At 66.3% G+C, this 14,513-nt stretch carries 10 protein-coding genes; 7 read left to right on the top strand and 3 right to left on the bottom strand.

The window, feature by feature from the left end; translation table 11 throughout:
* Positions 1-409 precede the first annotated feature (409 nt).
* The 7 genes from DA69_RS13880 (at position 410) to DA69_RS13850 (ending at position 8,854) form a co-directional block, all read left to right on the top strand.
* The gene (locus DA69_RS13880) at positions 410-1,672 is read left to right on the top strand and encodes a type III PLP-dependent enzyme (RefSeq protein ID WP_025978648.1); all 1,263 of its coding nucleotides are present in this window, start codon (positions 410-412) and stop codon (positions 1,670-1,672) included.
* 126 nt (positions 1,673-1,798) lie between these two features.
* On the top strand, positions 1,799-2,851 hold the full coding sequence (locus DA69_RS13875; RefSeq protein ID WP_024355263.1) for a 1,9-bis(guanidino)-5-aza-nonane synthase: 1,053 nt from the start codon (positions 1,799-1,801) through the stop codon (positions 2,849-2,851).
* Positions 2,852-2,998: 147 nt separating this feature from the next.
* Positions 2,999-3,319 (top strand): ribonuclease, encoded by a 321-nt coding sequence (locus DA69_RS13870; RefSeq protein WP_025978647.1) that lies wholly within the window; start codon positions 2,999-3,001, stop codon positions 3,317-3,319.
* Positions 3,320-3,400: 81 nt separating this feature from the next.
* Entirely contained in the window at positions 3,401-3,874 is a 474-nt protein-coding gene (locus tag DA69_RS13865; RefSeq protein WP_025978646.1) for a hypothetical protein, read from the top strand.
* Entirely contained in the window at positions 3,874-4,698 is an 825-nt protein-coding gene (locus DA69_RS13860; protein ID WP_025978645.1) for a PA-phosphatase, read from the top strand. The genes DA69_RS13865 and DA69_RS13860 overlap by 1 nt, the downstream gene beginning before the upstream one ends.
* Positions 4,699-4,725: 27 nt before the next feature.
* Entirely contained in the window at positions 4,726-5,691 is a 966-nt protein-coding gene (locus tag DA69_RS13855) for a right-handed parallel beta-helix repeat-containing protein (protein ID WP_025978644.1), read from the top strand.
* Between the two features lie 214 nt (positions 5,692-5,905).
* Entirely contained in the window at positions 5,906-8,854 is a 2,949-nt protein-coding gene (locus DA69_RS13850; protein WP_035302694.1) for a TonB-dependent receptor domain-containing protein, read from the top strand.
* An 85-nt stretch (positions 8,855-8,939) separates the two neighbouring features.
* On the opposite strand, the gene aguB is transcribed toward DA69_RS13850, so the two are convergent.
* The 3 genes from aguB to DA69_RS13835 all read right to left on the bottom strand — a co-directional run bounded on the left by aguB (position 8,940) and on the right by DA69_RS13835 (position 14,370).
* Complete coding sequence (aguB, locus tag DA69_RS13845; protein WP_025978642.1) at positions 8,940-9,806, bottom strand: N-carbamoylputrescine amidase; 867 nt, start codon at positions 9,804-9,806, stop codon at positions 8,940-8,942.
* Positions 9,806-10,807 (bottom strand): agmatine deiminase family protein, encoded by a 1,002-nt coding sequence (locus DA69_RS13840; protein ID WP_025978641.1) that lies wholly within the window; start codon positions 10,805-10,807, stop codon positions 9,806-9,808. The genes aguB and DA69_RS13840 overlap by 1 nt, the downstream gene beginning before the upstream one ends.
* A 272-nt stretch (positions 10,808-11,079) precedes the next feature.
* Entirely contained in the window at positions 11,080-14,370 is a 3,291-nt protein-coding gene (locus DA69_RS13835) for a TonB-dependent receptor (RefSeq protein ID WP_025978640.1), read from the bottom strand.
* Between the last annotated feature and the right edge of the window lie 143 nt (positions 14,371-14,513).

The following is a 14,513-nucleotide window of genomic DNA, read 5'->3' as shown; positions in this document are numbered from 1 at the left end:
ATGGCATGTCTGCGTCGATTACGTCCAGTGGGTGAGCCTTTTCAGCACAGGGCCTCCGCCTTGGAAGCCGCCCGTTCGACCCGATCGCCCCGGCCGCGCAGCGCCGCCTCGCGGCCCCCACCGGCCCCATGTTCGGGACGCCGCGCCCAAGCCGCGTCAGCCCGGGCAACCCCATATAGAAGCAGAAGGGCAAGCGGGCCGGCCCCGTCTCGGCCAAGCCGCCGTCGGGCGGCCCGATGCAGACCGTGGGACGCTATCGCCGCTGCGGATCGGGGAACCGCGCCGCAATATTTCCGCTTTACATGACACGCCAATGCCCCCATATCGCGCGTTCCGGCGGACCCCGTAGGTCCTACTTGCGCCGCTAACGCCGGGTCTGGGTTTAACAATCATCAGGGGGTTACGTGCGTTGCACACGTACCAGTTTCCCCTGGACCTGGTCCGTCAGCGGTCCCCGGAGCGTCCGGTCGCACTCGTGCGTCCTCGCTCCGTTGCCGTAGCGGCGCAGTGGTTCCAGGATAATCTGAAAGCCGACGTCTTCTATGCGGTGAAGGCGAACCCTTCGCGCTGGGTCATCGAGACTCTGGTCGAACAGGGCGTCAACGCGTTTGACGTCGCGTCCCTGGCCGAGATCGAACTGGTTCGATCGGTCAGCCCGAACGCGCGCCTGGCCTTCATGCACCCGGTCAAGAGCCGCGGCGCCATCCGTGCGGCCTACGCCGACCACGGCGTGCGCACCTTCGTGCTCGACAGCCATGACGAACTGAACAAGATCCTCGAGGCCACCGGCCACGCCGAGGACCTGAATCTGGTGGTTCGCATGGGTGTGTCGGCCGATGGCGCCGCCTATTCGCTGTCGGGCAAGTTCGGCGTCACCCCGGATCAGGCCCCCGCCCTGCTGCTGGCCACCCGCCAGGCGGTTCAGGACGGCCTGATGGGCGTGTCGTTCCACGTCGGTTCGCAGTGCATGCGCCCCTCGGCCTATGAGGCGGCGATGACCCAGGTCGGCCGCGCCATCAAGAAGGCGGGCGTCTTCGTCGATATCGTCGACGTCGGCGGCGGCTTCCCGTCGGTCTATCCGGGCATGGTCCCGCCGGACCTGAGCGAATACGCCGACGCCATCCATCGCGGCTTCAACGAGATGCCGGTGTCGGAAACGACCGAGCTGTGGTGCGAGCCCGGCCGGGCGCTGGTGGCCGAATCGTCGTCGGTGCTGTGCCGCGTGGACCTGCGCAAGGGCGACGCCCTTTATCTGAACGACGGGTCGTACGGCTCGCTGTTCGACGCCACCCACTCGCGCTGGCCCTTCCCGACCAAGCTGGTGCGGGACGGAGACGCGGCGTCGGAACTGAAGCCCTTCCGCTTCTATGGCCCGACCTGCGACAGCATCGACCACATGCCCGGCCCGTTTTGGCTGCCCGCCGATGTGCAGGAAGGCGACTTCATCGAGATCGGCATGCTGGGCGCCTATGGCGTGGCCATGACGACGGGCTTCAACGGCTATGGCGAACATGACATCGCCGTGGTCGAGGACGCCCCGATGGGTTCGATGTACGGCCTGGCGCCGCGCTCCATCCCGACCGTGCGCACCACGGCCGAGGAGAACGCCCGCAAGATCGTTCGCCTGTCGCGTCCCAAGGGCAAGGCCGGCCAGCGCAAACGCAAGCGCTGATCCACAACACCCCGCCTTGAACTGAAAAATGTCTCAAGGCTTTGGTACAAGCAGCGGCCCGTCGCTCCGTCCGGGCCGCTGTTCCTTATTGACGACGGGCGCTCAAATCCGAGGGAAACCGCTGAAATGAACGCTCCCGTTCAGTCGAACAAAAAAGCCGAACTGCTGGCCACCACCGTCGAGCACGTCGACATCACCAGCTTCGACGCCCGCCCGATCATCGATTCCATGCGCAAGATGTCGTTCAGCTCGCGCGACACCGCCCGCGCGGCCGACATCTTCAACATGGCCCTGGAAGACGAGACCTGCTCGCCGTGGCTGATCCTGGCCGGTTCGACCTCGGCCGGCGGCTGCATGCACGTCTATCGCGACATGGTGCAGTTCAACATGATCGACGCCGTGGTCGCCACCGGCGCCTCCATCGTCGACATGGATTTCTTCGAAGCGCTTGGCTACAAGCACTATCAGGCTGCGGGCCCGGTCGACGACAACATCCTGCGCGACAACTACATCGACCGCATATACGACACCTACATCGACGAAGAAGAGCTGCAGGACTGCGACAACGCGATCTATGAGATCGCCAACCGCCTGGAGCCGCGCGGCTATTCCTCGCGCGAGTTCATCTGGGAAATGGGCAAGTGGCTGTCGGAAGGCAACGCCAAGAAGCCCGGCTCGCTGATCCAGACCGCCTATGAAAAGGGCGTGCCGATCTTCTGCCCGGCCTTCGTCGATAGCTCGGCCGGTTTCGGCCTGGTCAAGCACCAGAAGGAACGCGCCAAGGCCGGCAAGCCGTACATGATGATCGACGCGGTCGCGGACTTCCGCGAACTGACCGACATCAAGATCGCGGCCGGCACCACGGCCCTGTTCATGGTCGGCGGCGGCGTGCCCAAGAACTTCGCCCAGGACACCGTCGTCTGCGCCGAGATCCTCGGTGAAGACGCCGAGATGCACAAATACGCCGTGCAGATCACGGTCGCCGACGTGCGCGACGGCGCCTGCTCGTCCTCGACGCTGCAGGAAGCCGCCTCGTGGGGCAAGGTTTCGACCACCTACGAACAGATGGTCTACGCCGAAGCCACCACCGTCGTGCCGCTGATTGGTTCGGACGCCTATCACCGCGACTCGTGGAAGAAGCGCGAGCCGCGCCAGTGGGCCAAGCTGTTCGGCAAATAAGAAGACGCCTCCGGCTCGCCGGATGCATCAAGGGCCGGAAGCGCACGCTTCCGGCCTTTTTTCTTGTCCGCTTCGCGCGTGCGCAGGCCCGACGGAACCGCCCCGCCTCCCGGCCGCTTGTTTCTGGTCCAGCCACGGGAGATCTGCATGACCGACCCCAAGACCGAAAACGACGAAAGCCGCGAAGCCGCCGCCATGGGCGAGAAGACCGATCGCGGCCACCTGCGCGACGCGCTGAACAAGGCGCTGGAGGGCACTGATTCGGGCTCTGACACCCGCGCCGGCTCCCTGCGGGGCGGCTCGGCGTCGGGCTCCGAGATTGATCCGGACCAGGACGTCATCAACGACGCGCTCGCTCGCGAAGGCGTGGCCGCGCGCGACGCCGCCACGCGCCCTGCCGGCGGGCCTGAACAGGCGCGCAAGTCCACCGGCCAGCCCGGCGACGACGTCGACGCCCCTACCGGTTGAACCGCCTTGCTGCCGCCGCACGGATAGGCCACGGTGCGCCCCATTAGCGACATTAAGGATGTAGTGGGAATGAGGCGTTGCGTGGCGATCGGGGTCCTGGCGTTCAGCATCGGGCTGGCGGCGTGCGACGGTCCCGCTGCGTCCCAAGGCGAAGAGGCTGCGGCCCGCTCTTTCGAGCCGGACGCCGCTTCGGCCGCCGCTTCGACTGGCGGCGCCTCCCCGGCCTCGGCGGGGGCGATCCGCGGCGCGCCCGCCTTCGCCGTCGTCTACCCCGGAGCCCAGGCTGACGGCGCCCCGATCGCCGCCAATGGGCCAAGCGGGCCCGGCGGCCTGATCACCTTCAGCACCGATGCAGACCCGGAAGCCGTCGTGGCCTTCTATCGCCAGCGGGCTGAGCAGGCGGGGCTGGCCTCGATCATGGCCATGAATCAGGGCGAGGCCCGCGCCTATGGCGCCGCCGCATCCGGCGACAACGGGGCCAGCCTCCAGGTCGTCGCCTCGCCGGGCGAAGACGGCCTGACCTCGGTGCAACTGTCCTGGAGCGCCGGGGCCTGATGCGCACACCGGGCGGCCCGCGCGCCGTGGCGACGGCGGCTGTCCTGGCCGTCTTGTTAAGCGCCTGCGCCGGAACGCCCGCCGCTCTGCGGCCTGAAGCCGCCCGCGCGCCTGTCGTGGCGGGCTATCTGGACGAAACCGTCGTGGCCGCCCTGGCCGACGCCGTCCCCCCGCCGCCTGCGCCCGGCTCGGCCGAAGATCTGGACGACAAGGCCCGTTCCGCCCGCTTCATCGCCCTGGAAGACACCGACCGCTGGCTGCTGGCCACGGCTCACGCCGAGTTGCGCCCGCCGCTGGCGCTGCAGCATTTCGACTGCGCCCTGGACGCGCGCCTGGACCCGGCCGCCGTTCCGCAGCTGACCCGGATGATGCAGCGGCTGTTTCATGACGCCGACACCGTCGCCGAAAGGGTCAAGGCCCGCGCCCATCGCCCCCGCCCGGTCGGCGACGATCTTCAGCGCAACGCCTGCCAGCGGCTGACCGAGGCGGGCCGACGCAGCGCCTCCTATCCATCCGGCAGTTCGACAGTCGGCGCCGTCTATGGCGAAGCCTTCGCCGCCCTTGAGCCGGCCCGCGCCGAGGCCGCCCGCCGCATGGGCGACGAACTGGGCCGCAGCCGACTGGTCTGCGCGATGCACTATCCGCGCGACGTGGCCGCCGGCGACGAACTGGGCCGCGCCGTGTTTCAGGCCGCCGCCGCCCAGCCCGCTTTTCAGGCCGACCTGATCGCCGCGCGAGCGGAACTGGCCGCCGTGCGTGCGACGGGCGCGCGCAACCCCGGCTGCGCGGCCGAGGCGCGGGCCCTGGCCACGCCCCTGCCCTGACGGCCGCGTCCTGTTGACAGCGACGCGATGAGCATTCTGGCGACCTTCCTGCTGCTCTCCGCCGAAGCCTGGTCCATGCCCGCCGCCCGCCCCTGCGACGCGCAGGACATCGCCGCCCTGACCGCCGAGGCCGATACCCCCTACCTGCTGGCCTGCCGCGCAGCGCTTACGCCGGACCAGACAATCGTCCGTCCCGTGCGCATCATCGGCGCAGAAGCTTCAGGCGCCCAGTTGGACTGCGGCGGCGGGACGGTCGGCCGCCCGGAGGTTCCGGTCGCAGCCTCGGCGCCGACCATCGCCATCTGGTCGCGCCGCATCGACGCCGCCCTCTGGAGCCGTCCGACCGATGTCCGCATCCGCAACTGCCGGATCAACGGCGCCGTGCGGGTCTGGGGCATGGGCGCCGATGGACGCTATGACGACCTGCGCGCCTCTTCGCGCACAAGGGATCACACCGACCGCCTGCAGGCGACGGCGCCCAGTCATGTGACGCTGGAGAACGTGACGATCCGCGCGGCGGGGACGATCCCACTCTATGTCGGTCCGGGCGTCACCCGGCTGAGCCTGCTGGGTTCGATCCTGGAGGGCGACAGCGTCTCAACCGCCATCTATCTGGACGCCGAAAGCGCCGACAACCGGATCGAGGACAACCTGCTCCGCACCCGGACCCAGCGCGAGATGATCGCCATCGACGGTTCGACCCGCAATCGCATCATCGGCAACCGCTTCGAACTGGGCGGGCGGCCCGGCGTCTTCCTCTATCGCAACTGCGGCGAGCGCGGCGTCATCCGCCACCAGACGCCGTCCTACAACACCATCACCGACAACCTCTTCAGCGGCGCCGCCCGGCTGCGCCCGCGCCTGGTGGTGCAGAACGCTCGCGAGGGCCGACGGTCCTACTGCGGCGACGATAAAGGCTACCCCTGGGGCAGCAGCGCCGATGATCGCGACGGCGCCTCACACAACATCGTTCGTTACAGTTTTGGGAATTGAGCGTATTTTTTGCGCCTCATCCCGAATTTCCTTCATTTGTCAGTATTTTTTTCTGCTCTGTGCCATTATTGACGTAATTCCGACTTGCTTGTGGCAGGCCTCGCCGTAATGTCCCCCGCGCAGGGCGAACCGCCCTGATGTGCCGCGAGCCGTCGATCGGTCCCTTCGTTCAAGGGGCGACGGGGGCTTGTTTTGTTCAGGAGAGGGTCTCTTTTTGAAAAAGAGAATTGTTCGCGAGTCCTTGCTCGCTTCGACCATTATCGGGGGCGCCGCCCTCAGCTTCATGGCCGCCACGCCGGCGTTCGCCCAGTCGGCGAATGAAGAAGTCGCCGAAGTCGCTTCCATCGTCGTTACCGGCTCGCGCATCCGCCAGCCGGGCTATGAGGCGTCCAGCCCCATCACGTCGCTGAGCTCTGAATCGATCGCTATGTCGCAGCCGGTGGCTGTCGAAGAGCTGGTCAAGGATCTGCCGGCCGCCGTGCCGGCCGTCGGTTCGGCCACCAACAACGGTTCGGGCGGCGGCGCGACCATCAACCTGCGCGGCCTGGGCACCAACCGCACGCTGGTGCTGATCAACGGCCGCCGCGTGGTGCCGTTCAACCTCGAAGGCGTGGTCGACACCAACACCATCCCGCTGGCCCTGGTCGAGCGCGTCGACACCGTCACCGGCGGCGCCTCGGCCGTGTACGGCGCTGACGCCGTCGCCGGCGTGGTCAACTTCATCCTGAAGAACAACTTCGAAGGCGTCGAGGTCAACTCCTCCTACGGCTTCTCGGGCGAAGACGACGCCGTGCGTCGCAAGTTCGACGTCACCATGGGCGGCAACTTCGCCGATGACCGCGGCAACGCCGTCGTCAGCTTCGGCTACACCAAGACCGACCCGCTGTACCAGGTGCGCCGCCCCTGGGGCGAGGTCGCTCTCTCCTCGACCTCGGGCAAGCCGCTGGGTTCGGGCACCTCGGTCCCCGGTCGTTTCGACCTGACCCCGGTCAAGGGCGGCGTCGCCCTGCCGACCGGCGCCGAGCTGGACCCGACCACGGGCGCTCTGATCGGCTCGAACCACCCGAACTACAACTCGGCGGGCTACAACTACAACCCGTACAACCTGTATCAGACGCCGCTGAGCCGCTATCAGATCAACGGTCTGGGCAGCTTCAAGATCAACTCGGCCGCTGAAGTCTACAGCCACCTGACCTACGTCCAGAGCAACGTCTCGCTGGACAACGCGTCGAGCGGCACCTTCGGCAACACCTATAAGGTGCCGATCGGCAACCCGTTCATCCCGGACGCCATGCGCCAGCAATTCTGCGGCGCCCTGCTGATCGATCCGGCCAAGTGCGTCGCCGGCGCTGGCGGCGACACCATGATGGACCTGACCATCAACCGTCGTTTCACCGAGATGGGCACCCGTCCGGTCGACATCGAGAACAAGACGGTCCAGCTGCTGGCCGGCGTCCGTGGCGACATCAACGCCGACTGGAACTACGACGCCTATGTTTCGCACGGCGAGACGCAGCAGCTGCTGACGCGTCGTAACTGGGGTTCGCTGTCCAAGCTGCGCAACGCCCTGAACACCGTCTCGGCGACCGAATGTCTGGTTCCGGGCGCCTCCACCCCCGTGGCGGGCTGCGTGCCGATCAACGTCTTCGGTCCGGAAGGCACGATCACGCAGGAAATGATCGACTACATCAACCTGTCGTCGATGAGCAAAACCACGATCAAGCAGGACGTGGCCTCGGGCTCGATCTCTGGTCTGCTGCCGGAACGCCTGTCCAGCCCGTGGAGCGAGCGCCAGGTCGCCGTGGCCTTCGGCGCCGAATGGCGTCGGTCGGGCGCCTCGACGCGCGGCGATGCGGCGTCTCAGACCAACGGCGAAATCCTGGGCACCGGCGCGCCGGTTCCGGATCGCAACGGTCAGTTCGAACTGCGTGAAGCCTTCGCCGAACTGGCGGTGCCGCTGATCGAGAACCTGCCGTTCATCCACAGCCTGAACCTGGAAGCCGGCTACCGCCAGACCGAGTTCAAGGCCGGCAGCTCCAAGACCAACTACGGCAGCTACAAGTTCGGCGGCGACTGGTCGCCGATCGAGGACGTCCGCGTCCGCGCCATGTATCAGCGCGCCACCCGCGCCCCGAACATCGGCGAGCTGTTCAACCCGCAGGTCACCGGCCTGGGCAATATGGCGATCGATCCGTGCCAGTTAAATCTGATCAACTCGGCTGACGCCAACACGGCCGGCACGCTGAGCAACCTGTGCCGTCTGACCGGCGTGCCGCTGGGCGCGATCGGTTATGTGGCTGCGCCGAACTCTGGCCAGGTCAACCAGCAGACGGGCGGCAACCCGAACCTGGGGCCGGAAGAAGCCGACACCTGGACCATCGGCGCCGTCTGGCAACCGTCCTTCGTGCCGAGCCTGCGTCTGAGCCTGGACTACTACGACATCAAGATCGACAAGACGATCAACAGCCCCAGCTTGGCTGATGTCATGAACGGCTGCTACGACAAGGCTCTGAACCCGACGCTGGCGTTCAACGACAGCTGTAAGGCCATCCAGCGCAGCGCCGCCAACGGCTCGCTGAACGGCGTCGACGCCAAGGGCGTGATCCGTCCGTCGACCAACGCCGGCAACGAGCGCGTCTCGGGCTTCGACATCGCGGGCAACTACCGCGTCGAGCTGTCCGACTTCGGCTGGGGCGACATCGGCCGCCTCGACCTGAGCGTCAACGGCAGCATCCTCACCAAGCACGAAACCCAGGCCACCCCGGCCTCCGTGCTGCGTGACTGCGTCGGCTACTACTCGGTCTCGTGCGGCGAGCCCAAGGTCAAACAACGCTGGAACAGCCGCGCGACCTGGACGCTGGGCGACTACTCAGCCTCGCTGAACTGGCGTCATCTGTCCGGCGTCGAAGTCGAGCCGAGCAACACCAAGTGGTTCCCGGACTACGCCCAGATCGACAGCTACGACTACTTCGACCTGAGCGGCCGCTGGGACATCACCCAAACGGTGCGTCTGACGGCGACGATCAACAACCTGTTCGACAAGTCGCCGCCCATCGTCGGCTCGCAGATCGGCACCACCTCGGCGAACAACGGGAACACCTTCCCGCAGACCTACGATGCGATCGGCCGCTACTTCACCTTCGGCGCCACGCTGAAGTTCTGATAGCGTTCAACGCATAAAATGAGAGAGGCGGAAGACCCCGGTCTTCCGCCTCTTTTCTTTTGGGCTCAGATTTAAGACTGTCGGATCAGGCCGGGCGGCCCGTCGCCAGGGCGCCGTACAGGTCCGTGCGGCGGTCGCGGAAGAAGCCCCAGGCCGCGCGGTGGCGATCCAGGAAGTCCAGGTCGAAGGTGTGCACCAGCACGCCCTCCTCCCGGTCCAGGCTTTCGACCAGGTCGCCGCGATGGTCGGCGATGAAGGAGTGGCCGTAATAGGTCTGGCCCGCCTCGGTCACCTGCTCGTGGCCGATGCGGTTGGCGCCGACGACCGGCACGACGTTGGACACGGCGTGGCCCTGCATGGCGCGCCGCCAAGGGGCGGCGGTGTCCAGCGTATCGTCATGCGGCTCGGTGCCGATGGCGGTCGGGTACAGCAGCACCTCGGCACCTTGCAGCATCATCGCTCGGGCCGTTTCCGGGTACCACTGATCCCAGCAGATGCCGACGCCGATGCGGCCAAAGCGCGTGTCCCAGACCTTGAAGCCGGTGTCGCCGGGGCGGAAGTAGTATTTCTCCTGATAGCCGGGGCCGTCGGGAATATGGCTCTTGCGATAGACGCCCATCAGCTCGCCGTCGGCGTCGATCATCACCAGGCTGTTGAAGTAGTGCGGCCCCTCGCGCTCGAAGATGGAGACGGGCAGTACGACGCCCAGCTCCCTGGCCACGGGCTGAAGCTGGGTCACGGCCGGATGCTCGCGCCACGGATAGGCGGCGCCGAACCACTTTTCCTCCTGCGAGACGCAGAAATACGGCCCCTGGAACAGCTCCGGGGCCAGGATGACCTGGGCGCCCTTGGCCGCCGCATCGCGGATGAAGCCGATGGTCTTGTCGATGTTCGCCTGCATGTCCTCGCCGTACGAGGTCTGGATGGCGGCGACGGTGATTTGACGGGTCATCACGCGGGCTCCTGCTGGCTGATGCAGTGGAAGGAACCGCCGCCCGACAGGGTGGCGATCGACGGCAAGGGGATGATCTCGCGATCGGTGAAAACGGTGGCCAGGGCTTCGCAGGCCAGGCGCGCGGCCATGTCGTCGCCGTAGGTCGGCACGATGACGGCGCCGTCGGCGATCAGGAAGTTCATGTGGCTGGCCGGGATCGGGCGTTCGTCCTCGTCCAGGATCAGGCCTGGCGAGGGGATGCGCAGCACCCGGATCGGACGACCGGCGGCGTCGGTCATGGCGGCCAGGGCCTCGGCCGCTTCGTCATAGACTTCGGCGTTGGGATCCTTGGGGCCGAAGGCGATCGGACAGGCGACCACGCCCGGCGCGACGAAGCGGGCCAGGTTGTCGACATGGCCGTCGGTGTGGTCGTTCAGCAGGCCGTCGCCGAGCCACAGCACTTTCCGGGCGCCCAGGGCCTGGGCGAAGGCGGCTTCGGCCGTTTCCTCGGTCCAGCCGGTGTTGCGGTTGGGGTTCAGCACGCACTGGCGCGTGGTCAGCACCGTGCCTTCGCCGTCGTGGTCCACGGCGCCGCCTTCCAGGATGAAGTCGTGGCGGGTTAGGGCGACGCCCGTCTGCTCGCCGATCTGGTCGGCCACCTCGTCGTCGTGCGGCAGGTCGTACTTGCCGCCCCAGCCGTTGAAGACAAAGGCCTGGGCCGAGGCCGATCCGGCGCCGAAGATCGGCCCGGTGTCGCGCAGCCAGATGTCGCCGAAGCGCCCGGCCACGACGGTGACGCCCGCCGCGTCGGCGAAGCGCGCCTGCGCGTCGGCCAGGGCCTCGTCATTGCCGACCATCAGCTTGACCTGCTCGCGGCCCGGCCCGGCCAGGGCGCGCACCAGAGCCTCGACCTCGGCCTGGGCCGGTTCGAGGTTGTCCTCCCACAGGTCAGCGTGGCTGGGCCAGCCGACCCACATCGCGCGATGCGGCGTCCACTCAGCAGGGATAGGCGGGGTCATGGGCGAAGTCATGGGCCGAAAACGTCCACATAAAAGGGATGAAGCACGAAGGGGGCGAGATAGGCCCTGAAGGCCTCGGGTTCAATGGCGGCCGGCCTCGCCGGGTCAGCCGCTTCAACGCACATGGCCTGCTCAACTCGCCTCAAGCAGCGCGAACGCGCGATAGGCCCACTTAACAAGTGCCTCAAGTAGCGCGACTGCGCGGTAGGCCACCAAAAAGAAAGGGCGGCCCGTTTCCGGACCGCCCTCCCCTAGTCTTCGTTCAGCGTCGCTTAGAAGCGGTAGCGGACGCCAACCTTCACCTGCCACACCGACTCGGTGCCGAAGGTGCTGGGGCTGCGAGGCGTGAACAGCGTGTAGTTGTACTTGCCGTCCACGATCGAGGCCCCGACGTTGTTCGAGGTGTAGGGGAAGCCGATCTGTTGGATCGTGCCCCACTCGTCGTTGATCAGGTTGCCCAGGTTCTTGACGTCGACATAGCCTTCCAGCTTGGCGCCGCCCGGGAAGAAGGCCGGCAGCTCCTGCGAGATGTGCAGGTCGACCGTCGTCACATAGGGCGACTTGAAGGCGTTACGCGGCGAGATTTCGCCAGCGTACTTGATCAGGCCCGTCGAGTGCAGGAAGTCGTTGAAGGCGCCGACGTTGAAGTTCGGGCCGTAGGTGACGCGCGGGTCGCTGGTCGCCGTTACGTTGCCGGCCGAGTCGGCCGCCGGCACGTACAGCAGCTGACGCTGGGTCGTGACGTGTTCGCCGTACAGGTTCGCCGGGCTGGTGCCGAAGGTGTAGCTGTAGGGCAGGCCCGAACGACGCTGGGCGTACAGGTTAAAGCGCGTGCGGTAGTCGCCGAAGAAGGCGCGCGAGTAGGTCAGGTTCAGCTTCAGCGCGTGCTCGATCTCATAGTTCGAGTCCGCCAGTTCCGGGTTGTTCGGATCCGACAGGGCGTTGTTGCCGAAGTTGGAGCTGGCCGTCGACGAGGTCGCCGGCGAACGGTCCGTGCTGTCCAGGTAGGTGTAGGACAGGTTGAAGCCCGCGCCGTCCAGCCAGCCGTCGTACCAGGCCTTGTCCAGGCCGATGGCGAACTGGTCGGTCTTGCCGCCGTTCAGGTTAGTCAGCATCAGCACCTGCTGACCGCGACGGACCGGGTTCGGACCAAAGATCGGACGACCGTCCGGCGCCGTGCCGTTCTGGGTCTGAGCCATGCTGAGGTCGACCCAGCCGATGGCGTTTTCGAGTTCCGAGTGAACGTACTCGGCCGTCAGGCTCCAGCCCGAGCCCATGTTGAAGCGGCTCAGATCGAAGATCTTGTTAACGCCCAGCGAGGTCTTCCAGATCGACGGCGTCTTAAACGCCGGGCTGATCAGGTTGATGTTGCCGGTGCCCAGTTGGGCGCTCTCGGTGACCTTGTCCTTGAGCTGCTGGTTCGGGTTCAGACCATCGACGTTGGTCAGATACGAACCGTTCTGGCAGACGCCGAAGCCGCCGGCGAACTGGGACTGGTAGTTCGTGTTCACCCTGCACTGGAACGAGCCTGTCAGGTTGCCGGGGTTCGAATAGGAGTTCGAGATCCAGACGTTGGGCGAACCGCCCTGGAAGCGACCGAAGCCGCCGTAGACGGTCAGGGTGGGGTCCGGGCGCCAGTTGAAGCCGAAGCGCGGCTGCAGGATGCTGATGCCGTCCAGGTTGGTGTCGTTGCCGAAACCAAAGCGGTCATAGAAGGCTTTGTTGTACTTCGGCTTGTCGTCCGAGGTGTACCAGTCGTAGCGCAGGCCGGCCGTCAGCGTCAGGTTGGGGCTGACCGACCATTCGTCCTGCAGGAACAGGGTGTTCAGGGCGTAGCTGAAGCTGGCGCCGCCGTCGTTCTTGTTGTTGCTGGCGGCGTTGGTGTAGCCGACCGACGACGCCTTGCGGGCCTCGAAATCGGCCAGCGACGCGAACTCGTACTCGGCGTTGGCGACCTGAACGAACAGGTTGAAGATGTCCTGCTCTTCGCGCTCATAGCCGCCGGTGAAGCGATGGCCGAAACCGGCTTCCCAGTTGCCGACCAAGCGATACTGCATGGTGTCGACCGTCAGCATGTTGGCGTGACGCGAACGCTCAGGCCCAAAGCGGATCGAACGACGCACGCCCGTGTTCGGGCCGATCGGTTCATCCAGATAGACCTGCATGGCGGCGAAGTCGTTGCCGCCCAGGCCGTTCGACAGGTTCTCGGTTTCCTTGCGGCTGATCGAGAACTCGGTCGAGAAGGTGTCGGTCCAGTCCGAGAACAGCTGAGCCTTGTAGGCCGTCAGGTTCTGGTCGATCTGATAGGCCGAGGACAGCAGGCCGACGCTGACGTAGGCGCCGTTGGTGACCGTGTTGTTCAGGCGCAGATCGCTGCCCTTGGTCTGCTGGTACGAGACGACGGCGCGGTGCTGGTCGTTGATGTTCCAGTCCAGCTTGGCGAAGTATTTCTCGTCCTGGACCGTCAGGGCGTCGGCCGACCAGTCGAGCGGGTCGTAGCCGTAGATGCGCTTGGCGATGTCGCGGACCTGGTCGACCTGGGCCTGGGTGATGCCCGGCGCCTGGTTGACGGCGCCCGAGCCTTCCGGACCCGACAGGACCGGCTGGGTCGATTCATACTTTTCGTAGTTCACCAGGAAGAACAGGCGGTCCTTGATGATCGGACCGCTGAGGGTCGCGCCCCAGGTCGTCTCTTCGAACTCCCCGGTCAGCGAGCGGTTCTGACGCTCGCCCGAGACGAAGTCCTTATAGCTGAAGCTGTCGCCGCGCAGGCTGTCGTTGGTGACTTCCCAGAAGGCTTCGCCGTGGAACTCGTTGCCGCCCGACTTGGTGACCGAGTTGATCACGCCGCCGGTGAAGCTGCCGTACTGGACGCCGTAGGGGGCGACGTCGACGCTGACCGCTTGCAGCACCGAACGCGAGATCGGCGAACGCAGGGTCGGATAGCCGTTGCCGTTCAGGCCGAAGTCGTCGCCCTGCTTAATCCCGTCGATCAGCATGGCGTTGTAGCGGGTGTTCTGGCCGCCGATCGACAGGGCGTCGTTGTTCGTCGGGTCCACCGTGGCGAACGGGGTCGTGCGCACGATGTCCTTGATGTCGCGGCTGATCGACGGCAGCGTCTCGATGTCTTCCAGGTTCAGGCGAGCGGTCGGCGAAGTGCGCACAGCACGCACGCCGCGCACGACTACTTCGGCCACTTCGGTCGCGCCGGCGTCGGCGGCCATGGCCGAAACGGTCACGTCGAACACGGTCGGAGCGCCGATGCCGACGCTGCCCAGTTGAGCCGTCTCGGTCTGGCCGTCGACCATCACCGTCACCGAGTACGGGCCGCCGACGCGCAGGTTGCGCGCGGTGTACAGGCCTTCTTCATTGGTGACCGTCGTGGTGCTGGTGCCCGACGGAATGTGGGTGACGACGACAGCCGTGTTGGCCACCGGCGCGCCCGCCGCGTCCGTGATCACGCCCCGGATGCCGCCCGTGGTTTCCTGGGCGAAGGCGGCGCTGGAGGTCGCCAACAGGATGGCTGCGGCGGAAACCCCATAGGCGAGGTTGCGGTTCAACATGGGTGCTGTGATCCTTTTCGACGCAGTTGCCAGAACGGCAATCAGCGCGGTCATTGATGGGGCGGCTTTAGGCCCCCCATCAGACGCTCGGACGACAACTGGATGACAGAACGATGACAGCGCCCAAGGGTGTCCTGAGAGCC

The organism is Brevundimonas naejangsanensis, from assembly GCF_000635915.2.
Taxonomy (GTDB): Bacteria; Pseudomonadota; Alphaproteobacteria; order Caulobacterales; family Caulobacteraceae; genus Brevundimonas; species Brevundimonas sanguinis.
Note: the sequence above shows the minus strand (reverse complement) of the source record. Positions and strands in the feature narration are given on the sequence as shown.